Genomic DNA, 24,244 nt, shown 5'->3' with positions numbered 1-24,244 from the left:
ATTTTTTATTTTCCAATGTTAATGTGTATGTAAGTCCTAATCTCCCATTCAGAACCATTTGGGAATCCAACAGGACTTAACGGTGGTACCCCAAATTGTGGTGCTGCTAATGGAGAATAACGTGGTGAGAATTCATTTAATGATCTCCATGTTCCACGAATTCCAACAGTTGTACTTGGTAAAACAAACCAATCTGGTTTTCCTAATGTTGTTGAGAAGTCTAGCATCAACTGTAACGGGAATGTTAAGTTGAAGTCTCTATGATAATCAAAAGGACCCCAATCGTTCACTTTTACCTGAGCGATGGTTTTGGTCTTTTTATAAATCATTCTAATGTCACCTCCAAACCTAGTAATGGTTCTATCAGAATCTCCATTAGCTTGACCGTTTCCATAGTAAAAGTTTCCAATTACTCCAAAGTCAGGATTGATTTTAGAAACCATTCTAGAATGAACTTCCCATAAGTCTTGAGCAGGAGCAGAGTTTGGAAAAGCGAAGAAAGAACGATTTGCTAAGAATCCAATATGCGCATCCATAGTGGTTGGCAAGTGTCGGTATACAAAACCAAGATTCATTGCAAATTTTGCATCTTCAGCTCTATCATTATCCCATTCGTACATCCATGATCCAGGAGTTGGGTCATAAGTGAATAAAATTTCTCCAGCTGTGGTTTCTCTATTCCATCTTACTGCAAAAGGATCGTCAATAACATTACGTAACCTTCCAGGAGCCGCAACACCATTTGGCATTGGAGCTACTAAAGGTTTTTGCCATAAGAAGTTAGGTGCAATTTGAAGATTTCCTTTCGTGTAGGTAAATCCGGTTAAGAAGTTAGATAAGTTTCCACTTCCAATATCTTTTAGTTTCCATCCTGTGAATGTTTGTGTTTGATCTGCACCACCATTGGCAACAAGTCCTGCAACACCTCCTTGAGCATACCAGTTGAAAATACCTTTTTGATAGGTAAGCTTTGCTTTCCATCCCCAGTTATCTGTAGATTTAACTCTATCTACAACTACATTTCCATTTGCGTCAATATCTTGATAGCTTGTTCCATTTAATGGACTTCCAGCCCAAAGACCTCCTAATGTAAATTCAACATTTCCAAACTTTCTTTCGAATACTAGAGAAGCTCTCTCTGTTGGGAATGCAGGAATGATACCACTTCGTACTTGATTAGCATCAAGAACACGTTGTCCTGTGGTAGGATCTATTTGGATGTCTGTTTGAAAATCTCTGTGGTAGATTCCTGTAACATCCCAATGTCCTAGTTTTTTATGATATTTTAATAAGGCAGTTGGATTTGCTCCCCACCAAAGTTGAGGTCCAATAGCTGCTTTTAATCCTTCAAATTTTCCTTTACCGTCTACTTCAAATCCTAAGATTTCACCTCCGTAAATATCTAAGTTAGGACCATAGTTAGCTTCAGGATATAATCCAAAGAAGTCTCCTTCATATCCCCAGTGGTAATGCCCAGTTCTATAGAAACCTCTTAACACGAAATCTTCAGCATTCCACTCAAATTCGGCATTGTAAACATTAACACGATTTACATCATTTAAGACTACATTTCCATTATCAGTGTTTACTGTAACAGGTCTTGCTCTATTTTCATAAAAGATTTCATCGATTGGGTTTTGAGCAACTCTTCCAATTACATTGAAGTTTACATTTGCTCTCATATTTGGAGAAGGGTTTCCTTCAAATCCGATAAAGTATGATTGCATATGATCGAACCCTAATTGATTTGGAAATGAGTTTGCATCTGGTTCGGCAGTATCAGGAGTAGTAAGTAAGCTACCTCCAGTTTGGAAAGTTGTAAATCTAGCTTGTAAATTACTTACTCTTAATTTAGAACCGCTTCCACCACCGCCTAAAGCAGCTTTATCTCCACGAGCTCTTAGTACAGCATCCATTAAATTAATACCTTTAAAGTGTAGGTCTAAAGATTCTGTATTTGATCCTAAAGTATAAGGATTGAATTTATGAGCTTCTTTCAAGGCATAATATGCAGCTCTTGGATAAAGATCATATAAACCTCTTTCATTTGTTGGCCCTTTTGCGCAAACTCCAAACCATTCTTCGTTCATGTTGTTTTTTCCAGGAGCTAAATCAATCGGATATCCTCCGTTAGCCCAAGAAGCATTGTTATCATGTACGTCTAAGTTTTTAGTTTGACCAAATTTCCACCACCCATCACTAAATTGGAAAGTAAAACCTCCGATAGAGTTTTCTTCTTTTCCCATTCCAGCAGCATTTTCATAAATCTCTTTCCAGTTTCCTACCATGTAATAGGCTTGAGATTTTTGATCTTCAGCGTTGTTAATTGCATTGAAGGCGTCAGCTCCAAACTCTGTAAACATTACAGGTTTATTTAGCTTCTCTTTTACAACCTTAAATAAATCTGTAAAAGAAACCCCACGATAAGAATTTACTCCATAGATATCTACATCTTTACATTCTTCGGCAATAATGTCAATAAATAAAACGTCTCCATTACAAATTGCAACTGGATGAGATGAATCTGCTGCTTTCATAATTTTGGCAGCTTCATTCATTAATCGATACATTGGTCTTCCACGGTTTTCTCCTACTGCATTTCTTTGATCTTCTTCATCTGGAAAATCTTCAGTTTCTGCACCTGCCCAGAAAAGCCCATAATTATTTTCGTTTCCTAATAAGTACATTAATAAACCTGGAGTGTTTCTGTACTCGTTTACTAATTTCGTAACTTCTGATATTAATAATTCTTGAGTGTCTTTATTTGAATAATCAGTTACTGGTACCCAAGCTCCATTAATGGTTAATCCGTATCTACCAAAAGAATGGTTTAGCATTGTATAAATTCCATAGTTTTCGTAGATGTATTGAATCCATTTTGGTTGAACACCTGTATACATTCTTACTGTATTAACTCCCATGTTTTGTAGTAACCCCATTTCTGCATCTAAAGCAGCTTTTATGACATCGTCTGATTGATTCCATAAACTGTAGGAAAAGTTGGTTCCAATTGGGAAGTAATCCCAGTTCATACCATTGATCATAAAGTCTGCTCCATTTACTTTCAGCTTCATTCCGCTTGAGTCTTCGTTGACAGAAACCTTAGCACTTTGTGCAAACATGAGGGATGTGCTAAGTATGAGGATCAGCGTTAAAAGATTGTTTTTCATATTGTTAAATTTTAGTTATAGGCATATCGAAATATGCTTGAAAGTAAATTTAACGTTAAGAATTAATGATTTCGAAAATAAAACCTCAATAAAAAATATACATGAAAAAAAAATCAGCAATAAATTGAGGAATTATTAAAACAATCCCTTTAATGATGAGGGGTTAATAAAGGAAATGTTGTGTGAGGATAAGCAAATAAATAGTAAATGTTGTAGTGTTGTATAGGCGTTTTAACAGTATATTAAGTTTATAAGTGTAAAATATAACTGGACAAACTTACTTCATGAGGTAAATTCATCTTTTTACGCAGACGATATCTCTTTACTTCTACACTTCTAGTAGAGATGTTTAGTAATGGAGCTATTTCTTTAGACGATAGGTTTAATCTTAGGTAAGTACATAATCTTAAATCATTAGATGTAAGATTGGTATGTTGCTCTTTTAGTTTTTTAATAAAGTCTTTATCGGTATTGTTAAATGCTTCCTCAAAAAGTTTCCAATCGTCAGTAGTATTAAGGTTCTTATTAATCAATTTTACAACTTTAGTAACATCTTCTAAATCTTTAGTTGAGCTTAATTCTTTCTTGATAAGTCCAAGAAGCTCATTACGTTTAACTAAATTCATTGCAGACATTCCGAGTTCTCTGTTTTTTGATTCAATGTCTTTTTCTAACTCTAAGTTTTTGAAATGCATTAATTGTTGCTCATTTTCTAATTGCTTGATTTCTAGTTCTTTTTCTTTTTTTAGCAATAATTTTCTACGTTGTTTTTTATAATATCCTCTATATATTAAATGGATAATAACTACCAAAATAAAGCCAGCAATACAATAAATAATAACCGCAAAAGGTTTTAGATACCAAGGTTTTTCTATAGAAAATTCATAACGAGCAATATTAGAGGTTTCAACATCTCCAACTTTTGCCCTTGCTTCAAAGATGTAATCTCCATAAGGGAGATTTTCAAAGAAAGCTTCTGGATTTGTTGACCAACTAGTCCAGTTATCATTAAAGTTTACTAATCGATATTGATATTGAGAAGGTAAATATTTACTATAATCGGTTACACTAAAAGAAAATGAAACATGATTTTCTTTATTTTTAAGAACAGATTCCTGTGTAAGATCTAATGCTTTCGTAGAGGCGTTTAACTTATGAGCTTCAATGGCATAAATTGTAATTTGATAATCATCTTTATCATTAGCATTTAATTCTGTAATAATATAACCCCCAGTAGTTCCAATTAAATACTTGTCATTTCCAACATATAAAATGTTTTCATATCCATCTTTAGTTTCTCTTATGTTGCCAGACAAAGGCAAAGACTGTAAAACATGATTAGAGCTTAGTTTTCCTCTTTCAGCATACGTAATGTTTTGTTTTGTAAAAGCAAATAGCTTATTGTTGGCACTAACTAGCTTTCCAGAAATATAATCTACTGATTGATTTAATTTGCTAAAAAGAGTGTCTTTGATAAAGTTTTTTGAAGCTGTGTTATAAATAAAAACACCGCGATTGGAACCATAAAAAACACTGCCTTCGTATTTTGTAAGGCTAGATTTTATAGATTTTTCTATTTTTAATTTCGAAAAATCGAGTACACGTTTATACTCTTTATCGATAGACAATCGATAAACCCCTTTATGCTCGTGATTAACTAATAACTCTTCAGACTGAGTAAACTCAAGATATCTAGAGGATATATTATAGCCATCTAGTTTGTTTTTTAATTGCCAATTATTATTGCTCTTTTCTAATATATAAAGACCATTGTAATTTCCTTGAATTAACAAGTTGGGTTTGTCTTTTATTTCTTTGATTTGCCAGGTTCCAGTTATGTCAGAAATTTGATTAGCGTTTCCATTTTTAATAACAAAAGTTCCTTTGTCATGACCGCAAAAAACAGTGCCTTTTAATTTTTGTAGGCTCCAGACTTGCCCTTCAGTTCCTTTGACAATCTTGAATGATTCTTTAGTATTGTAATTTTTATAGAATAAACCTTGATTAGTTCCTAAGTATAAAATATTGTTGTCTAAAAGTGTTGTATATACAGTTCCCAAAACACCCTGATTGTCTTTAAAAACTCTAAAGGGAGCGTTAAAATTAATATTGCTAATACCGTGATCCAAACCAAGCCAAACATTGCCATTTTTATCTTCAAACAAAGAAAGTACAGTGTTGTTACCTAAACCCATTCTTTGGTTAACCTCGAGAGAAATTTCTTTTTTGGAATTTATATATAGAACACCATTGGAAACTGTACCTAAAAGGAAGTCTCCATTTCTTAACTGAATACTATTGTAGATGCTATATTGAGATAGTTTTAGGTTGAGAAGTCTATTCCAAGGAACAAGATTGTTTCCTGCTTCAATAAAGAACCCTTTTTCTTTGGTTTGATAGAGTAAACGGCCATTTTCTTTAAAGATATTGACAACAATTTCGTTTTTCAATAATGGATTATTAGTAACCAGAACTTCTTTACCGCTTTCAATTTTATAGATTCCTTGATTTATTTTCTGAAAATAAATAGTTTCTTCTACTTTGTACGCTTTTATAATAGTAGTCTCAGAATTAATAATTGAAAAGCTCTCATCTTTCGTATTATAGATATATATTCTGTCTAACGATTGGAAAATAATCCAATGCTGAAGTTCTAAAATGCTCCAAAACTCTTCATCTTCCAACAAATCGATACCTTTTTCTTGAGAAATAGAAGTGTATTTAAAAACACCGTATTCGTTTTTTGTCCAATACCCAAAATCCATGTAAGACCCTGTATAGATTCTATCATTTATAACTTTTACAGATCTTTTTATTGATGAATTTGTAGACTTATAAAGTTGCCATTTTGCACCATTGTATACTAAAAGGCCTTTATTGTTTGCAAAATAAATTGACTGATCTGAACCCTGATCTATCGCCCAGTTTTGGTCTTCTGCTCCGTAGGTTTCAGGCATAAAAACCTCAATTGGAGGGAATTCTTGAGCCGAACTGATAAATTGAATCAAAAAAGCAACGAATAATATGTAATTTTTAAACCTCATTAGCTGAAATAATAATAAACTCCAATAACAATAATACAAATAAATAAACCAGCTTTTTTTGCATAAGGCCAAGGTTTAATGTCAACTTGTTGTGTATAAGATTGTACGAATTCTTCTTCTCTTGGAAATTTTCGTCCTATAAAAAGCATAATGGCAATATTTAAAATAAAAAGAATTGCCATAATATCTAAAAAATGCAAGCCAGTAAAAACTTTAGGGAAGTAAGCATCAACAAAAATATAAGTTACATATAGTACAACTCCAGAGATAAGTCCAACTTTTGCAGCAATTGCAGGGACTTTCTTTGTTAAATATCCTACTAAAAATATTGTTAGAATTGGAATGCTATATATACCATTTACTTTTTGCAAATAATCAAATAAACTGTCTTGCCCTAAAAGTAAAGGGGCAATACACATAGAAGCAATAGCTAAAAGGACACCAAATAATTTTCCGTATTTCACTATTGTTTTTTCATCGGCTTTTTTATTGATGTGCTGTTTGTAAATATCAATTCCAAAAAGCGTTACAGAACTATTTAAGACACTATTAAAAGAACTTAAGATAGCACCAAAAAGAACTGCTGCAAAGAAGCCAATCCATTCGGCAGGAAGAACTTTGTTAACAAGCATAGGGTAAGCTTGATCTGCAGTTTCTAAATTCCCATCAAATAAATGAAATGCAATGATTCCTGGTAAAACAACAATGATTGGACCTAAAATTTTAATAAAGGAAGCTAGCAAAAGGCCTTTTTGCCCTTCTTGTAGGTTTTTAGCTCCTAAAGCTCTTTGAATGATTTGCTGATTTGTGCCCCAATAAAATAATTGAACAAGCATCATCCCAGTAAAAATTGTGTAAAAAGGTACAGGATCTGATGCATTACCCATAGATTTAAGTTTGTCTGGGTTTTCTGTTGTTAATGCTGATAAACCTTCAAAAAAACTTCCATCTCCAATAAGTGTAATTCCAAATAAGGGAATTAAAAGGCCACCAATGAGTAAGCCAATTGCATTGATAGAATCAGAAATAGCAACAGCTTTTAAGCCACCAAAAATTGCATAGATAGAACCAATAATTCCAATACCCCAAACGCAGATCCATATAGACTGGGTGTGTGAGACACCTAATAAATTGGGAATGTCAAACATCCCACTAATTGCAATAGATCCAGAGTATAGAATTATAGGAAGTAACACAACTACATAACCCGTTAAAAATAATCCGGAGACTAATGTTTTTGTTGTTGTGTCAAACCTTCTTTTTAAAAACTGAGGAATGGTTGTTAAACCTCCTTTTAGGTATCTAGGCAATAAAAATATTGCTGTAACAACCATTGCAATAGCAGCAAGGGTTTCCCAAGCCATTACCGAGAGGCCATTTGAGTAGGCTTGGCCATTAAGTCCAACTATTTGTTCGGTTGAGAGATTGGTAAGTAATAATGAGCCAGCAATAACCCCTGCAGTTAAACTGCGGCCTCCTAAAAAGTAACCATCAGAGGAATTTTCATTTGTTTTTCTTGTTGCTAAATAAGATATGATTGCGACTAAAAAAGTGAAACCTACAAATGAAAAAATACTTAACATGCAAACCGATGTTTAGGGGATTATGAAAGTAAATATATAAAAAATAAGGGCGTATTGAATTTTTGTATGGTTTTTTTACCAATCATTTTAGAAACACAACATCAATGTTTTTTTAAACAAAACCATAAAAAAGAGCTACACATTTTTGTGTAGCTCTTTGTATCAAATTAAATTCAAAGTTTAATGAAGTGTTATAATTTAATCTGTTGTTATGATAAACCACCAATCAAATTGGCCATTTCCATCTGTTGTTCTTAAGAGCATTTCATTTGGAAGTGATCGATCAAAAATTTGATATTGATGATTTCCTGATGTATAGTATCCAATAAATGAAGAACCAGTTAAGTTGATAGTTTCAACTCCGTTAGGAGCTGTTAACGCCCAACTTCCGCTATAATCATCAAAAGGAAAGTTTAGAACGTCAGCACCATCAATAGTTCCTGCTCCTGAATTTCCTAAATCATCATAAATAAGTGGATCTCTACCAAAAATTGTTCCTGTAGGATCGTTTCCTCCTGCATCATTTGTACTATCTGTAATGTGCATAAATGTTCCATCTGCATTAAAAACGTATCTGTCGTCATACATTCCAACTCCGGCTTTTTCATCTATACCTGCCCCATACCATTCAGTAGGAACAGTTCCACCAACTGGGCCTAATCCAAAATGTCCAGGCTTTTCAGATTTTATTCTCCATGTCTTTGATGTTCCTCCATGAAGTTTGTCTGTTAAATCTGCTGGAGGTGAATAAGTTGATAGCACTTCTACTTGAATGCTTGCGCTTGATGTTACACCAGCAGTACCTGAAGCTACTACAGTTACTGTATATGTATTCAGTCCTAAAATTGCAAAGTTATAAGTATGCCTTCCTGACGGAGCTGATGTTTCGCTTCCATTGTATACAAATGTGTAAGAAACAGCATTGTTTGCTGTAGCAGTAAAATGTACTACTCCAGAACCATCTCCATTCGGATTGGCAGCGTCTGCTCCTTCTATTACAGCAGTTATTTGAATATTGCTAGGTGCAATAATATCTCCAAACTCTTGATCTTCGTCTTGACAACCTACGAGAACAATAGATGTCAACAAAATCAAACCTATGATATATTTAAATTTTTTCATAATTATACTTTTATCTAGTTCGTTAAGGTATACTCGTCAAAATAATAAAGACTATCATCTCCTGGATTTCCAAAATCAAAGAAGATAACAACTCTTACATAATCCCCTGCTGGTGCCCCACTAAAATCATATACTAATTCTTCCCAAGCATTGGCAACAGAAGTATTTAGATCTTGTTCGTAAGTTACACTGGCATCAGCATTTTCTAATTTCACTTTCACAACAACGCCATTTTTAGGAGACCAAGTCTTAACACTAATTTTAGAGTAAGTATTAAAGTCTAATGGACTTGCCACTTCAAAGAAAGTTCCTGCCCATACCTCAGAACCATTAGTTTTGGTCAGTTTAGCGACATTAGCAGTAGTGTTTACTCCAGTTGCATCTGGATTAGCAACTACTTCAGTTGCAGCAATATTTCCGAATACTGTAAATGTAGGCGCAGTTCCTTCGAAATCTTGGAATGATAATGGTGCTGGGCCTCCAGAATCGTCTATAAGCGCTATTTCATCGTAATAATAAAGGCTATCATCTCCAGCATTTCCAAAGTCAAAGAAGATAACAATTCTAACATAATCTCCAGCTGGTGCTCCACTAAAATCATAAGTTAATTCTTCCCAAGCATTAGCAACCGTAGTATTTAAATCTTGTTCATAAGTTACACTTGCGTCTGCATTTTCAAGTTTTAGTTTTACCTGTGCTCCATTTTTAGGAGACCAAGTTTTCACACGAATTTTGCTGAAATTTGTCAAATCAAGAGGGCTTCCTACTTCAAAGAAAGTTCCTGCCCACACCTCTGAACCATTAGTTTTGGTCAACTTAGCTACATTGGCAGTAGTATTTGCTCCTGTAGGATCTGGGTTAGCAACAACTTCAGTTGCAGCAATATTTCCGAATACTGTAAATGTAGGTGCAGTTCCTTCAAAATCTTGAATACCACTTACTACAGTACTACTTGGAGATTTGTAAAAATAAATATTATCTATAAATACTGTTCCTGCAGCCCATGGATCTCCAACAAATTTTAATTGGTGGATATCAGCAACAGTTAAACCTTGATCTGTAAAATCTGAAATTGGAATATCGATTGATGTCCACTCACCAGCAGTTAAATCAGACCACACTGGTTTTTCACCATTGGAAACGCTAATTAAAGAAGTCTCTAGTCTAGTTATATCAGCATTAGCACTAGTCCAAACATCTAAGTGAATGTATTCCATTGCAGACACATCTTGAGGAGCTCCAAATTGAATACCTTGATAGCTTAAGTTTGTATATTGAAGCATGTCATCACCATTTAATGTGAATGTTCCCCAGCTACTTCCTTGTCCAGCTTGCCCCCAGTCAGGGAAAGTATCAGTTCCAGCTACATTGTCATACTCTGAGCCATAAATAGAAATTACATCTTGTGGATTTCTAGTTGGAGGTGTAGCAGCTGAAGCAATAGGTTGTAAAATTTCAGTTACCTCAAAATCTTCTGTATATTCTGTGGTTTGAATAGCAGCTCCTTTTACAACAATTCTAAGACTATAAGTACCTGGATTTGTATAAGTGTAAGAAACTGTTTCACCAATATTTGCAGTAGCTACAGGATCTGTAATTCCAGGTTCTCCTGAGTAAAAATCGTACGAAACAGCATAATCAGCTGTAACTGTTACATTTACTTGCTTAGATATTGCTGCGTCATTTTCTATTGTGGTTACAAGATTAGAAGGCGCCATAAAAGAAACTACTAATGGAACTGTTGCTTCTGTTACGTCTTCTTTAATATTGAATGCTCTAATAGTAACATCGTAATTACCTTCAGCATATGTGTGTTCTACACTTTCTCCAGCTAAAATGGTTACGTTGTCGGAACCATCACCAAACACAACTTCGTAAGAATTAGCTCCGTCTGCATTTGGAGTAATTGTAACAACTCCTGTATTATCTTGAGTAACATCAAATGTAGCAGATACATTTGTTGGAGGCGCTATTGTATCTAGAAAATCTAGATCTCTATTTTCATCACAGCTTATAATAACTAAGATGATGAATACTGTTTTGAATATATTTTTAATAAGTTTCATATTCATAATTTTAATATCCAGGGTTTTGAGCCCATCTGTTACCAGTTAGTTCAATCTCAATTTGTGGAATAGGGAACAGTTCGTGTTTCCCAGCCACAAAACCATCAATTTCAGTAGCAGCTCTACCTGTTCTAACTAAATCGAAAAATCGATGTCCTTCACCTACCAATTCTAATCTTCTTTCATTGTAGATGTCTTCAGTTAAAGCAGCTCCTGTAGATGTAACATCATGTAACAAATCTCCAAAAGCTCTTCTTCGTACTCTGTTAAGATATTCTTGAGCTCTAGCATCACTGATACCACCTCTATTTAGTGCTTCAGCAGCCATTAACAGAACATCAGCAAAACGAATAGCTCTATAATTATTAGGATTGGTTAAATTTAAATCAGGTTGTGCTCCAGCACTTCTAACTCTAGGAATGTACTTTCTGTTGAAATATCCTGTATGTTCAAATCCAGTACCAAAAGTAGCACCAGTTTGAGTTGCCCAAGCATCGATATCTAAAATAGCTACATCTCTTCTTAAGTCGTCTGCATCAAAAGCATTGTAAGCTTCAGCTACAGGAACGTTAAAACTAAATCCGGAACTAAAGAAAGGTCCTGCATAGTTTCTAATTCCACTGAAACCAACAGCTACATTTCCTTCACTACACTGTAAGCATCCAAACCCAGCTCCTTCAGTATCTGTATATTGAACTTCAAATACAGATTCTATGTTGTTTTCACCAGCTTCTTCCCAAATAGTAGCATAATCGGTAACCAAATCGTATGGTCCGGTTGAGATTAGGTTTTCTAAAACTTGAGCGGCTTCGGCAAATTTATCTTGATACAGATATGCTTTACCTAATAAAGCTTGTGCCGCACCTTTTGTAATTCTACCTGCTTCAGCTTGAGTTGCAGGTAAATTATCAGCTGCAAAAATAAGATCAGCTTCAATTTGAGCGTACACGTCTGCTTTAGGACTTCTGTCTAGAGCAAATTGATCTCCAAATTGAATTCTTTGATCAACAACTAAAGGAACATCTCCAAACCACTTTACCAATTCAAAATAGTAGTAAGCTCTTAAGAAACGTGTTTGAGCTAATACTTCAGTTTTCCCTGAAAAATCTGTCTTATCTTGAAATTCCATAATATAGTTGGCTCTATTCACTCCAGACCACATCCATCTCCATACATCTCTGATGTTTGAATTTACTGGTGTGTGAATCATATCGTCTACTTGCTGAATTCCAGGTACATCTGTTGCGCTTTCGCCACCAGCAAGGGTATTGTCTGATGCAATTTCACCTAACATCACATTTATATAAGTAGATTGCAAAATGTCATAAGCTCCTATCAATGCATTTTGATAGTCTTGTTCATTGTTGAAAAAGTTTTCTGAGGCAACAGCCGTAGGATCAACATCTACAAAATCGTCACTACATGCATTAAAAGTCAAAGCTAAAAATGCTACAATGATTGCTATTTTTATATTTAATTTTTTCATTTTCTTCATTTTTAGAAATTAACATTTATTCCTAATAAGAAGGTCTTAGGCGAAGGGTAGAAACCTTGGTCGATTCCAGCACCAATTGGATCTCCTCCTGATCCAGTAGGATCAAAACCTCTATATTTTGTCAATGTGAAAAGATTGCTGGCTGATAAGTAAACACGAAGTTTATCAAAACCAGGTCTCTTTAAAAACTCTTCTCCAAAACTATATCCTAATTGGATGTTTTGAAGTCTTACAAAAGAACCATCCTCAACATAAAAGTCTGAGAACAAACTATTGCTTGTAGCACCTGTTGTTACTCTTGGAAAACTATTGCTAGTTCCAGGACCAGTCCAACGATCTAAGTAGTATACAGATCTATTGGTTAAAGGTTGATTTCTTTCGTAGTTACGAACAATCTCATTCCCCATAGATGCAAAAGCATACATGTTGAAGTCGAAATTCTTATAATTTAATGAGAAGTTTAATCCCATAGTTACATCAGGAATTGGATCTCCGATATAGGCTCTGTCATCTGAACTGATTACCCCATCTCCATTACGATCGATGTATCTTAGGTCTCCAGGAGCAGCATTCGTTTGAGTTGCATGAGCATCTACTTCTGCTTGTGTTTGAAAGATACCGTCGGTTTGTAACCCGTAGAAATATCCTATTGGAAAACCAGCTTCCATTCTAGAGATATCATTTTCTTGACCAACTCCAAAAGTTCCTCCAAAGACTACACCAGAATCACTACCAACAAAAAGAACTTCATTGTCTAATGTTGTAAGGTTATAATTAATGTTAAAGTTAAAATCGTCATTAACCTCTTCTTTATAGGAAATAGAGAATTCAACACCTCTATTTCTTACTGTACCAGCATTTACCAAAGGCACTGCCGATCCCGGAGCATTTGATCCTAATAACCCTGATACTTCTGGGTTTACTAAAAGATCTTCTGTTTCTTTACTAAAGTAGTCTACAGTAATATCTATTTTATTAAATAACCCAATATCTAATCCAAAATCTAAAGGTTTTTGTTTTTCCCATCTGATTTCAGGATTAGAAATAGCACCTAGAGCTTGTCCAAAAGTTAATTGGTTATTAAATACATACGTTGCTTCACCTGTTAAAAGGGAAACAAATCGGAAACTTTCAATTCTATCGTTTCCAATAACTCCATAACTAGCTCTTAGTTTTAAGAAGTCAATAGCTTCGCTATCCTTCATAAAGTTTTCATCTGAAACGACCCAACCTAAAGAAGCAGTTGTAAAGTATCCAAACTTATTTTTAGGTCCAAAGTTTGAAGAACCGTCTCTTCTTACAACAGCTGAAAGCAAATACTTTCCTTTATAGTTGTATTGAACTCTTGCAAAGTAGGATAATAAACGGCTGTCAGAAAATTGTCTTGGACTATTACTTAATGCCAAGTTATCTCTAGCTCCACTCTGAATGTGGGCGCTATTTAAATCACTTCCACTTACATTATCACTAGTTAGATTTACATCATTAATACCTAGAGATTTGTTTACAGATGTACCTAGCATTAACTTTAAGTCATGTACATCGTTGAATTTTCTTTCATATCTTAGAATAGCATCAAAAAGATAATCTTTAAAAGTTTGTTGGAAAATATTCACACTAGAAATATTCCTATTGAAAACTTTTCCTGCTCCAAAATCTGCAACAGGATTGAAGAATTTACCTTTAACAACGGCATAGTTGTGTTGGTATCTTGTTTCTGCAGAGAAATAATCTAGAAACTTATATTTTAAACTGTAGCTCCCTGCATATTTGTTTACCCAAACTCTATTGAAAGTACCTTCAGTTTGATCAATAGGGTTTATAACTTCAATTCCTACACCAATAGTAGGAGCTTGTTCATTAACACCACTAGTGGCAGGCATATTTAAGGCATTAAATAAAACAGAACCTAATGCATTTTCCGCTAATGTTTTTCTATTCGTGTTTGTATATAGTGAAGAGGTCGTAAGTGTTAAACCATCTATAATCTCTGTACTATAATTGAACTTTGCTGTTCTACGATTAAAGTTTGATTTGTCTCTTCCTATAATTCCATCTTGATCTAAGGCAGAAAGTCCAAAAGAGTACGTAGATTTTTCAGTTCCTTTATTTACTAGAAAATCAACATTGAATATAGGAGCAGTTTCAAACACTTCATTTTGCCAATCAGTTCCAACTCCTAAAGAGCCAACACTTGGGAAAGGAAGCGCATCGCCATTCGCTGCATGTGCCTCATTTGCAAGCAAAGCATATTCTGTTGCATTTAGCATTGGAATTTCTCTTGTAGTAGTCTGGAAACCTGTATAGGCGTTAAAAGCAAACTTATAATCTGTTTCTTTTCTTCCAGATTTGGTAGTAATGATGATAACACCATTTGCACCTCTTACTCCATAAATTCCAGCAGTTGCATCTTTTAAAACGTTAATAGATTCTATATCTGAAGGGTTGATAACACTTAAATCTTCTATGATGTTTCCATCTACAAGAATTAAAGGATTGTTATTCCCATTTGTTGATATACCTCTAATACGGATATTTGGAGCAGCTCCAGGAGATCCTGAAGGTGAAGTAATATTTACCCCGGCAACTTGACCTTGCAAGGCTTGTTCTACACGTGTAGGTTTTAATTCTTCAATTGTTTCACTTCCAACAACTGATACGGCACCTGTAACTTCTTTCTTACGTTGAGTACCATAACCTACAACAACAATCTCGTCTAATTTCTCAGAACTTTCTTCGAGAGCAACATTGATAGTTTCTTTATCAACGACTACTTCTTTGGTTTTGTACCCTAAATAACTAAATACCAAAATAGATCCTTTTGGTACTGCAGAAATTTTATAATTTCCATCAAAATCGGTTACGTCACCTCTAGAAGAATTTTTTACAATAACATTAACCCCCAACAGTGTTTCTCCTGTTACTACATCAGTAACAACACCCTTAACATTAAAAGTTTGGGCATAGAGAAACATCGAACTAAAGGTCAATGCAAATACTAGCAAGAGTTTTCTCATAAAATTTTCAAATTTGTGATTTTGATAAAAATATTACCAATTATTGCGTAATCATTAAAAAAATACACAACAAAAAATATACACTTCAAAAAAAACGAAAAAACATTGCAAACCTTTTATTAGCAAGGATTATTTAATGTCTTTTCAATAAAAAAAAACAAGATGTTGTGGTAATGTATTGTTTTTTAATATAGTTGAAATAAAATCGTATAGTTTTAATTCCTTTGTTTTTAGGGGTTTTACGGCAAATCAAGATTACCAATGTTAAAAACTTAAATTGATTTGATGTGGTGTTTTTTGTAAAAATACTATAAATAGCATTTGTTTAAATCTTAGATTAAGATGTTAAATCATTCTTAAATCAGTTCTGCAAAAGGGCTAAAAAAAATAGTTCCTCTGAAATTTTTGTAACTTGAAAACATTAATATTATAGATCAACGTATTATGCCGGATTACACACTAAAAATTAATGGAAAGTCAATTACCGTTAACGCAGATTCAGATACGCCTTTGTTATGGGTTTTAAGAGATGAACTTGATATGGTTGGCACCAAATTTGGTTGCGGAATTGCTCAATGTGGAGCTTGTACAGTTCATGTTGGAGAAGATGCAATGAGAAGTTGTTCTCTTCCTATTTCTACTGTTGCAGGTGAAAGTATTACAACAATTGAAGGTCTTTCTAAAGACGGATCACATCCAGTACAAGAAGCTTGGAAAGAGATTGACGTACCGCAATGTGGCTATTGTCAAGCCGGTCAAATGATGACTGCTTCAGCATTTTTAAAAGCAAATCCTAACCCTAGTAAAGAGGAAATTCGTCAGGCAATGCACGGAAATATTTGCAGATGTGCTTCATATAATAGAATAGAAAAAGCTGTAGAATTAGCAGCAAAAAAATCATAATCAACTAAATGAACGAAACTATGGAATCTCAAAATAATTCATTGGAATTTAGTAGAAGGAACTTTTTAAGAACTACCGCGTTAGTTGGAGGAGGAATGTTGATTGGGTTTAATTTTTTTACGTCTTGTAAACCTGAAGCTCAACCACCTGTTGATATTTCAAAATTAAATTTTAATGACTTCAATGCCTTTATTAAAATATCTGATGAAGGTTATGTTACAATATTTTCACCCAACCCAGAAATTGGGCAAGGAGTGAAAACATCAATGCCAATGATCATTGCAGAAGAGCTAGACATTCCTTGGGATAAAGTAAATGTTGCTCAAGGAATATATGATCCAAAAAATTACCAAAGACAAGTTGCGGGAGGCAGTCAATCTATTCGTTCTGGATGGGATGCTTTACGTCAGACAGGAGCTACTACTAGGCAGATGTTAGTGAATGCTGCCGCTGCAAAATGGGGAGTTGATGCATCTACATGTACAGCTTCACAAGGAGTGATTACAAACGCAAATGGTGATAAATTAGGTTATGGAGATGTGGTAAAAGAAGCTGCAGCTCTTGAAGTACCCGAAAACGTTAAGTTAAAAGAACCTAAAGATTTTAAATTAATAGGACAAGATGTTGGTAATGTAGATGTTGATAAAATCAAAACAGGAAAGCCATTATTTGGATTGGATTATAAATCGGAAGGAATGGTATATGCTTCGTTATTAAGACCACCTGCTTTTGGGCAAAAGCTAAAGAACTTTGATGATTCAAAAGCCAGAGCTGTTAAAGGTGTTATAGATGTAGTTAGAATTGGAGAAAAACTTAAAAAGTTAGATCGAATTGATTTTACTAGATCTGTAGATAAAATTGCTGTTATTGCCACAAACACTTGGGCAGCAATGAAAGGTAAAAAAGCCTTGATAGCAGAGTGGGAAAATGATAAAAAGTTAGAAAGTACAGAGAGTCATGACAAAGAGCTTTTAAAAATTTTAAATGGGAAAAAATTTGATGTTCGACGTGAAGATGGAAATGTAAAGAAAGCTTTTTCTCAAGCAGATAAGGTAATAGAAAGAACCTATGAATCTCCCTTCTTACCGCACAATTGTATGGAACCCATGAATTTTTATGCAAATGTTACTGCCGAAAAAGTTCATTTGGTAGGACCTATTCAAACTCCAGCTTGGGCCTCTTTCTTGGTTTCTCAAGCTTTAGGTAGAAAGCCAGAAGAGATTCATTTAGAAATGACACGTATGGGAGGTGGTTTTGGTCGCCGTTTGTATGGTGATTTTGTGTTGGAAGCTGCTGAGATTTCAGACAAGATTAAAAAACCTGTAAAAGTAGTTTTCTCCAGAGAAGACGATATGACTGCAGGAACATACAGACCTGCAATTAAATATAGAATAGCTGCTTCCATCAAAGGAGGAAAAATTACAGGATATCATTTAAAAGAAGCTGCTATCAATTCTAACATGTATGGATTGATTCCAAATTTCTTTCCTGCAGGATGTATTCCAAATTATAAAGTAAGTACTGGAAATTACAAAAGTGATATGACCACCGGAGCTTGGAGAGCACCTTATACAAACTTTTTAGCATTTGCTGAGCAATCGTTTTTTAGAGAGTTGGCAGATGAATTAGGAAAAGATCACCCGCAATTATTAATTGAACTTCTTCAAAATGTAAAAGGCACAGAAGATAAATCAATTCAGTATTCAGGACAAAGAATGGAGGATACTATTAAGCTGGCAATGGCTAAGTCTAATTGGGGTAAACCAGCCCAAGGAAGACATCAAGGATTTGCAGCCTATTATAGTCATAACACTCACGTTGCAGAAGTGGCTGAGGTAGAAATGAAAGATGGATATCCTATTGTTAAAAAAGTAACTGCAGCCGTTGATTGTGGAATTGTTGTTAATCCTTTAGGAGCCAAAAATCAAGTTGAAGGAGGAGTTATTGATGGAATTGGACATGCAATGTATGGTGATTTAAATTTTAAAGACGGAGTACCTCAATCTGTTAATTTCGATAAATATAGATTAATTAGAATGCAAGAAACACCAGAGGTTGATGTGCATTTTGTTCAAAATGAAGAATCTCCTACAGGATTAGGAGAACCAGGTTTACCGCCAGCAGGAGGTGCAATTGCCAATGCGATTAAAGCTGCCACAGGTAAACAAATGTTCAACCAGCCATTCATTCATTATTTCGATAAGAAAAAGAATACAATCTTAGGGTAAAAGACAATAATGAAAAGTTACTTGCTTATTTGCTGCTGTTTGCTTATCATGATTTCATGTAGTAAACATACTACGAAAACAGACATTTCTAAGGAAAAAAAAGCAATCTTAGAATTGCATAAAAAACAACGAGAGTATCACTTTTTGAAAGACTCTATTGCTTTTGCAAATCAGTTATCTGATAACTTTATTTCAGTTAATAAAGGCGAAATCACGAACCCAAAAAGAGAAGCAATTATAACGAGATACCATCGTTATTTTTCATCAGTAGAATTTTTAGAATGGGATGATGTAAGTGAGCCTATTATTAAGTTTTCTGATGATGGAACAATGGCTTATACGATTGTTGATAAAATGGTTAAAGTATCTTTTGTAAATCAAGATGGAGACACAATTCAAGGAAAAACTCACTTTGCTTGGACTGCGATTTATAAAAAATACGGAAATCAATGGAAAATAGATAACGTAACTTCTACAGACAAAAAACAAGAAATATAGATTAAAGTTATTACGATAATTCTAGTAATTTCTGATATGCATCTTGTGTATCTACATCAAAGTAAGGGGTTTTAGACTGAAGTTTTAAAACCTCTTTTTTGTATTTGTCTATAATAGGTTTAGCACCTTCATCATTATTCAACAAAGACAAGGCATCAAATAAAGACTTATCAAAAACAACAGGAACGCCTGATGTATCATCATATTCAGTAAGAATAATTCTTTTCCTAGATTCTACAGACAAAGAAATAAGTTCTTTGTAATGGGAATTAGAAACAAGAGGAATATCACTCAAAGTAATTAAAACTCTATCAAAGGCATTTTTCTTTTTGATGAATTGAATTCCTTTACTGATAGAACTTCCCATGCCGTTTTCCCAATCGTTGTTTTTAAGAACAGTAACTCCTTCAGTTCTGATTGATTGAAAAACTTCCTGAAAATAAGCACCTACAACAACAAAAACCTGAGAGTTTTCAATGCCTTTTACTTGACTTATAGCATGCGATAATAAAGATGTTTTTTTGTAGGGTAATAGTTGTTTAGGCTTACCTAATCTTTTAGATTCACCCGCAGCTAGAATTAAAATAGCGGTTTTAGACATTATTGATGGATACCTCCTGATTTATCCTTCAAAGATATGGGTTTTTGTTTTCTAATAACAGAAAGAATTTCAGCTAATATTGAAATTGCAATTTCTTGAGGTGTCTCAGCCCCAATATTGATACCTGCTGGACCGTAAATTTGATCAAGAAAATCATAAGAAATTTCGCTATCTATTTCTAACAGTTCATTAATGAGCTTTTCTCTTCTCTTGCTCGGACCTAACAAACCAATATAAGGAACTTCTTTGTTGGTCATTGCAGATAAGTACTTCAAATCTTTTACATAGCTATGCGTCATGAGCATTAGTGCAGTTTGTGTATCAAAATCATATGATTGGAAATCATGCTCACTAATTCCGTAATAATTAGAAGCTCCAGGAAAGTTTTCTATCGATTTAGGATCGTCTGGAGGTGCTATAATATCAACCTCCCATCCTGTTAAAGAAGCATATTTAGTTAACTGCACTGCATCGTGTTCTGAGCCAACGATAACTAGCTTAAAGCCAGGTTGAATACGTTGTTTAAAAACTTCCAAAGAAGAGTCTTCTTTATAACTGTCGTATACTCTAAATGTGGTATTTGAAAAAGAAAAAACAGACCCGCCTTCTAGTTGTTTGCTTTCCTCTTTTGAAAATGTAGTAGTAATTTCAAAAGGTTTTCTTGAGACACATTGTTCTTCAAAAGCAAGATAAAATTCATTTTTTGGATCAAATGGTTCGATAAGAATATACAAAATACCCTCACATCCTAAACGATATCGTCCATCGTACATCATTAATTTTGGAAGGCCTTTTTCAAAAACACTTTGCGCTTGCCTTAATACTTCTTTCTCTACGCAACCTCCACTAACAGCTCCAATCATTTTTCCATCACTTTGAATAGACATTCGTACTCCAGGTCTTCGGTAAGAAGATCCGTCTAAAGAAACAACAGAGGCTAAAGCTGTTTTAATTCCTTTTTCTTTGGCTACTTTGGCAGATCGTATAATGTCTTTGAGTTCGTGAAGCATAAATGAAAGTCCAAAATACAAATTTTAAGACTTTTGCTGCTGAAGATTGTGATGAAGTTTTGTTAAGAATTTATCAAAATTAGAAAAAGATATCCTGAGCCAAGCGAAATGTATTTGCATGTGCTTCTACTATTATATTGATATCTTTAGAATACCCACCACCCATACTGCAAACAACAGGAATATTAAAATCTTTACAAGATTGTAATACAATTCGATCTCGTTCTTTACAACCTTGTATTGAAAGTGATAACTTACCTAATTTATCAGATTCTATAACATCAACTCCTGATAAGTAAAAAATAAAATCAGGGTTGTGTTCTAAGATTAATTTAGGTAAGATACCTTTTAGGATTTGATGATATTCTTCATCTTGGATTCCATCTTCTAACGGAATATCTAAATTACTTTTTTCTTTTTGAAACGGATAGTTCTTTTTCCCATGCATAGAGAATGTAAAAACGCTATCATCATCCTTAAAAATCTCAGCAGTTCCATTTCCTTGATGGACATCTAAATCGATAATTAAAATTTTATCAGCAAGGTTTTTGTGCTGAAGATAACGTGCTCCTATAGCTTGGTCATTCAACATACAAAAACCTTCTCCTTTGTTTGTAAAAGCATGATGTGTACCGCCAGCAATGTTCATGGCAATTCTATTTTTTAAAGCATATTCACAAGCTTTTATAGTACCATCGGCAATAATAATTTCACGCTTTATTAAAAGTTCATTTAAAGGGAAACCAATACGTCTAGCGATTCTTTGATCTAAAGTAAGGTTCATTAAATCTGAAACATATTCTGGGTCATGCGTTAGAAAAAGATATTTATTGTTAGGAATTTCAGGTTCAAAAAAATTCTCTTCAGTACATGTTCCTTCATGCAAAAGTTGCTGATATAGGAATTCGTATTTACCCATAGGGAAACGATGTCCTAAAGGTAAAGGATGTCTGTAAATAGGGTGGTATGCTATTTTAAGTAAAAACTCTTTTATCGATTGATGGTTTTGGTTTGAGAAATAAGACCTTTCCCATTAATTATTCCTTCAATATATAAATTTATTTCATCCCTATAGTTATTAGGTATTTTGAAAGTTGCGATTCCATCTTCGCTTACAGAAATATTAGGAATCCAATCAATAACACCATATTCTTTAAAGAATTTAGTTCTTCTAGAAGAATAAAAAGGAGTATAGAATTTCTTAGCTGTACTAAATGTTAAAGAAAAAGGGTATTGTGAAACATTTTTTCCTGAATTACCAATAGACTTAGCAGAAAGCAGAGGATTGGTTACAATTTTAATCAAAGTTCTACCGCCTCTAACTCCAAGTCCCATACCTCCCTTATTGATATCTATAAAGTCTACTTCATCCATTCTCAAGTAGTAAATGAAATTAAAATCCTCTGTAACAATTCCATTCAGCATAAAGATTGGATTTGTTGCATTTGGACTTGCAGGGTTTCTATCTTCAATAGTATATCGTCCAATACTAGAGTTTTCAATTCTAAATCCTCTTCCGCTTAAATATTGGGCAATGGAACGGTAATTTCTTCGATCTTTATCATCGAATACGTGTACGTTTCCAAAGCTTCGGTTTCTAATTTCCTCAATTCTGGATGATCTCCTGTATTTAGATTTTACAACAACTTCCCCAAGTAATTCTGTGTCTTCAATATCCCAATTTGCAACTATAGGGTTTGTATCTACCGAAGAAATAGATAATGACAGGTCTCTTAAAGGAGTTTTATAGAAAGAAAAGTCAAAAGTAGGAACTTCTGAAGGGAAGAATTGTAAATACATTCCTGCTTTTTTCGTCTTTCCACTTTTCTTTAAGATACTTACACCATAACTGTCTTTTTCATATGGGAAGATGTTTGCATGCGTAAATTTCTTATTCCCATCGGCAATCTCAACTATGTTTGGTGTTCTTCCTTTAAGAGGATAAACCATAAACTTTTTCTCTTTTGTGTCGTTTATGTTTGCAACAACATCGATACCGCTTTCAAAACGATGCTTAATCTCAGGTTTTTTGAAAATTGTAGTCCAATCATAACTACTCCAACCTTGTGTGATGAGAAGATTATCTAGGTCAGATTTTACTTTCTTAGAATTATTTGAAAAATAGTAACCAGCGTTTTCAATAAAACCTTTCACATACGAATTCAAATATGTTTGCGATAAAATATTGGTGTTAAATTGATATGATTTTGTGTTTTTAGGCAATACTGAAATACTCAAATTCTGAACTTTTTTCAAATCGATTGTTTCATCTATTTTTAAAGAAACAAGAATAGAATCGTTGGCTTTGGTTGTTGATACAGAAGAAATGTCTGTATTAGGAATCCCTTTCCAGTTAAAGAACATACGCTCCAAAATAGGGATGTTTTTATCTGGATCAAAAACAGTAAAAATATTAATTCCAGGATATAAATTGTCATGACTCAAAGCCTGAACAACTTGATCATTATCACCAAATTGAAAAGGAGCTACTTTTACATAAGTACCATTGTGAATGGCAAGAATATATGACTTCCCTTTTACATAAGGCATCGACTTTTTATTGGCTTTGTATAGTAAAGCAATCTTGTTTGTATAACTAAATAGTGAAACATTAAAACCAATGTCCTGAATATCTGTAATTTTTGATTCAATTATTTTTTCGCCTTTTGATACTAAGACTTTATATGTTTTTCCTTCTTCTGGCGTTAATGAGACTTTGGCAATTCCAAATTGATTTAAAGTAAAATCTTTAACCATTTGATTCTTATTATCTAAAATCAATCCAGAAGCATTAGCCAAACCAAAACCATCAGAATCTTTAACAATTACCCCTACATAATTGTTTATGCCTTTAACAAGATGTCCTCCTTCAGGAAGTACTTGAATTTTATACGCAGCATCTGTAGTAGTTTCTACAATTTCTTTTTGCTGATCTGGATCTATAATGGTAATTGTATGTTCGTAATAATTACGCTCATCAAAATTTAGCATCCAGTTTGTGTAAGCTCTAAAAGTGTACTTACCTGAGTTAAATAAACTATCTATTTTAAATATATTGGAAGAAACTCCTCTATTAACCTCAACTAATTTGCTTTTGATAACCTTATCATTTTGGTCGGAAATTGTACAATATAAATTCTTTGTAACCAATGAAGGTTGTTTGGTGAATTTATCAAAAACGTAAGCTGTAAATCCTAGCATTTCATTTTTAATCAAAGTCGATTTGTTAAGATGCGCATATGCTATTTCTCTAGGAGAGCCTACAAATGTTTCATAAGATTTTACAATTTGATCTTGTGAAATCTGAGCAAATATGACAACGGAAAAAAGTAATGAAAAGGTAGAAAGAATCCTTTTTTTAGAGGTAATAGTTTTCATTGGGTTTTTCTATTTAGCGTATTGAATTTTGACATAACAAAACACAAAAGGTTTAATTATAAATAATATCAGTTATGCTTTGGTCGATATCAAAGATAATCCATAACAAAACGAGGTTTTATTTTTTAA

Annotated in this window: 14 protein-coding genes; 3 read left to right on the top strand and 11 right to left on the bottom strand. The window is 33.8% G+C overall.

The window, feature by feature from the left end:
• Window positions 1–5: 5 nt before the first annotated feature.
• The 7 genes from AAON49_RS09030 to AAON49_RS09000 all read right to left on the bottom strand — a co-directional run bounded on the left by AAON49_RS09030 (window position 6) and on the right by AAON49_RS09000 (window position 15,497).
• On the bottom strand, window positions 6–3,170 hold the full coding sequence (locus tag AAON49_RS09030) for a glycoside hydrolase family 2 TIM barrel-domain containing protein (protein ID WP_349554191.1): 3,165 nt from the start codon (window positions 3,168–3,170) through the stop codon (window positions 6–8).
• A gap of 248 nt (window positions 3,171–3,418) precedes the next feature.
• Entirely contained in the window at window positions 3,419–6,178 is a 2,760-nt protein-coding gene (locus AAON49_RS09025; protein ID WP_349554190.1) for a helix-turn-helix and ligand-binding sensor domain-containing protein, read from the bottom strand.
• Between the two features lie 35 nt (window positions 6,179–6,213).
• Window positions 6,214–7,797, bottom strand: a complete 1,584-nt coding sequence (locus tag AAON49_RS09020; protein WP_349554189.1) for a solute:sodium symporter family transporter — start codon at window positions 7,795–7,797, stop codon at window positions 6,214–6,216.
• Window positions 7,798–7,995: 198 nt separating this feature from the next.
• Complete coding sequence (locus tag AAON49_RS09015; RefSeq protein WP_349554188.1) at window positions 7,996–8,919, bottom strand: glucan endo-1,3-beta-D-glucosidase; 924 nt, start codon at window positions 8,917–8,919, stop codon at window positions 7,996–7,998.
• A gap of 14 nt (window positions 8,920–8,933) precedes the next feature.
• On the bottom strand, window positions 8,934–10,985 hold the full coding sequence (locus tag AAON49_RS09010; protein ID WP_349554187.1) for a phage tail protein: 2,052 nt from the start codon (window positions 10,983–10,985) through the stop codon (window positions 8,934–8,936).
• 10 nt (window positions 10,986–10,995) lie between these two features.
• The gene (locus tag AAON49_RS09005) at window positions 10,996–12,471 is read right to left on the bottom strand and encodes a RagB/SusD family nutrient uptake outer membrane protein (protein WP_349554186.1); all 1,476 of its coding nucleotides are present in this window, start codon (window positions 12,469–12,471) and stop codon (window positions 10,996–10,998) included.
• A gap of 11 nt (window positions 12,472–12,482) precedes the next feature.
• Window positions 12,483–15,497: a SusC/RagA family TonB-linked outer membrane protein gene (locus AAON49_RS09000; RefSeq protein WP_349554185.1), complete on the bottom strand. Its 3,015-nt coding sequence runs from the start codon at window positions 15,495–15,497 to the stop codon at window positions 12,483–12,485.
• 444 nt (window positions 15,498–15,941) lie between these two features.
• Between AAON49_RS09000 and AAON49_RS08995 the strand changes: the two genes are divergently transcribed.
• From AAON49_RS08995 to AAON49_RS08985, 3 genes are read left to right on the top strand one after another with little or no spacing between them, the layout of a single operon-like run.
• Complete coding sequence (locus tag AAON49_RS08995) at window positions 15,942–16,400, top strand: (2Fe-2S)-binding protein (protein ID WP_349554184.1); 459 nt, start codon at window positions 15,942–15,944, stop codon at window positions 16,398–16,400.
• Between the two features lie 20 nt (window positions 16,401–16,420).
• On the top strand, window positions 16,421–18,628 hold the full coding sequence (locus AAON49_RS08990) for a xanthine dehydrogenase family protein molybdopterin-binding subunit (RefSeq protein ID WP_349554415.1): 2,208 nt from the start codon (window positions 16,421–16,423) through the stop codon (window positions 18,626–18,628).
• Window positions 18,629–18,676: 48 nt separating this feature from the next.
• Window positions 18,677–19,126 (top strand): nuclear transport factor 2 family protein, encoded by a 450-nt coding sequence (locus AAON49_RS08985; RefSeq protein WP_349554183.1) that lies wholly within the window; start codon window positions 18,677–18,679, stop codon window positions 19,124–19,126.
• Between the two features lie 10 nt (window positions 19,127–19,136).
• Here the strand turns inward: AAON49_RS08985 and AAON49_RS08980 are convergent, their stop codons facing one another.
• From AAON49_RS08980 to AAON49_RS08965, 4 genes are all read right to left on the bottom strand, one after another.
• A complete protein-coding gene (locus AAON49_RS08980; protein WP_349554182.1) occupies window positions 19,137–19,727 on the bottom strand; it encodes a nucleotidyltransferase family protein in 591 nt (196 codons plus the stop codon).
• Window positions 19,727–20,737, bottom strand: a complete 1,011-nt coding sequence (locus AAON49_RS08975) for an XdhC family protein (RefSeq protein ID WP_349554181.1) — start codon at window positions 20,735–20,737, stop codon at window positions 19,727–19,729. The genes AAON49_RS08980 and AAON49_RS08975 overlap by 1 nt, the downstream gene beginning before the upstream one ends.
• Before the next feature lie 79 nt (window positions 20,738–20,816).
• Window positions 20,817–21,656 carry a histone deacetylase family protein gene (locus AAON49_RS08970; protein ID WP_349554180.1) on the bottom strand — a complete coding sequence of 280 codons (840 nt, stop codon included), beginning with the start codon at window positions 21,654–21,656 and terminating at the stop codon, window positions 20,817–20,819.
• Window positions 21,657–21,727: 71 nt separating this feature from the next.
• Window positions 21,728–24,115 (bottom strand): hypothetical protein, encoded by a 2,388-nt coding sequence (locus AAON49_RS08965; RefSeq protein ID WP_349554179.1) that lies wholly within the window; start codon window positions 24,113–24,115, stop codon window positions 21,728–21,730.
• Window positions 24,116–24,244 lie beyond the last annotated feature (129 nt).

The sequence above is a fragment of the Pseudotenacibaculum sp. MALMAid0570 genome (genome assembly GCF_040151415.1).
Taxonomy (GTDB): Bacteria; Bacteroidota; Bacteroidia; order Flavobacteriales; family Flavobacteriaceae; genus Polaribacter.
The sequence above is the reverse complement of the archived record's forward strand: the minus strand, read 5'-3'. Positions and strand labels throughout refer to the sequence as shown.

Excerpts from the sequence above, each read along its gene's own strand:
- AAON49_RS09010 (WP_349554187.1), bottom strand. The coding sequence starts at position 10,985 with ATGAAACTTATTAAAAATATATTCAAAACAGTATTCATCATCTTAGTT.
- AAON49_RS08990 (WP_349554415.1), top strand. The coding sequence starts at position 16,421 with ATGGAATCTCAAAATAATTCATTGGAATTTAGTAGAAGGAACTTTTTA.
- AAON49_RS09005 (WP_349554186.1), bottom strand. The coding sequence starts at position 12,471 with ATGAAAAAATTAAATATAAAAATAGCAATCATTGTAGCATTTTTAGCT.
- AAON49_RS08965 (WP_349554179.1), bottom strand. The coding sequence starts at position 24,115 with ATGAAAACTATTACCTCTAAAAAAAGGATTCTTTCTACCTTTTCATTA.
- AAON49_RS08970 (WP_349554180.1), bottom strand. The coding sequence starts at position 21,656 with ATGGGTAAATACGAATTCCTATATCAGCAACTTTTGCATGAAGGAACA.
- AAON49_RS08975 (WP_349554181.1), bottom strand. The coding sequence starts at position 20,737 with ATGCTTCACGAACTCAAAGACATTATACGATCTGCCAAAGTAGCCAAA.
- AAON49_RS08995 (WP_349554184.1), top strand. The coding sequence starts at position 15,942 with ATGCCGGATTACACACTAAAAATTAATGGAAAGTCAATTACCGTTAAC.
- AAON49_RS09000 (WP_349554185.1), bottom strand. The coding sequence starts at position 15,497 with ATGAGAAAACTCTTGCTAGTATTTGCATTGACCTTTAGTTCGATGTTT.
- AAON49_RS09030 (WP_349554191.1), bottom strand. The coding sequence starts at position 3,170 with ATGAAAAACAATCTTTTAACGCTGATCCTCATACTTAGCACATCCCTC.
- AAON49_RS09015 (WP_349554188.1), bottom strand. The coding sequence starts at position 8,919 with ATGAAAAAATTTAAATATATCATAGGTTTGATTTTGTTGACATCTATT.
- AAON49_RS08985 (WP_349554183.1), top strand. The coding sequence starts at position 18,677 with ATGATTTCATGTAGTAAACATACTACGAAAACAGACATTTCTAAGGAA.
- AAON49_RS09020 (WP_349554189.1), bottom strand. The coding sequence starts at position 7,797 with ATGTTAAGTATTTTTTCATTTGTAGGTTTCACTTTTTTAGTCGCAATC.
- AAON49_RS08980 (WP_349554182.1), bottom strand. The coding sequence starts at position 19,727 with ATGTCTAAAACCGCTATTTTAATTCTAGCTGCGGGTGAATCTAAAAGA.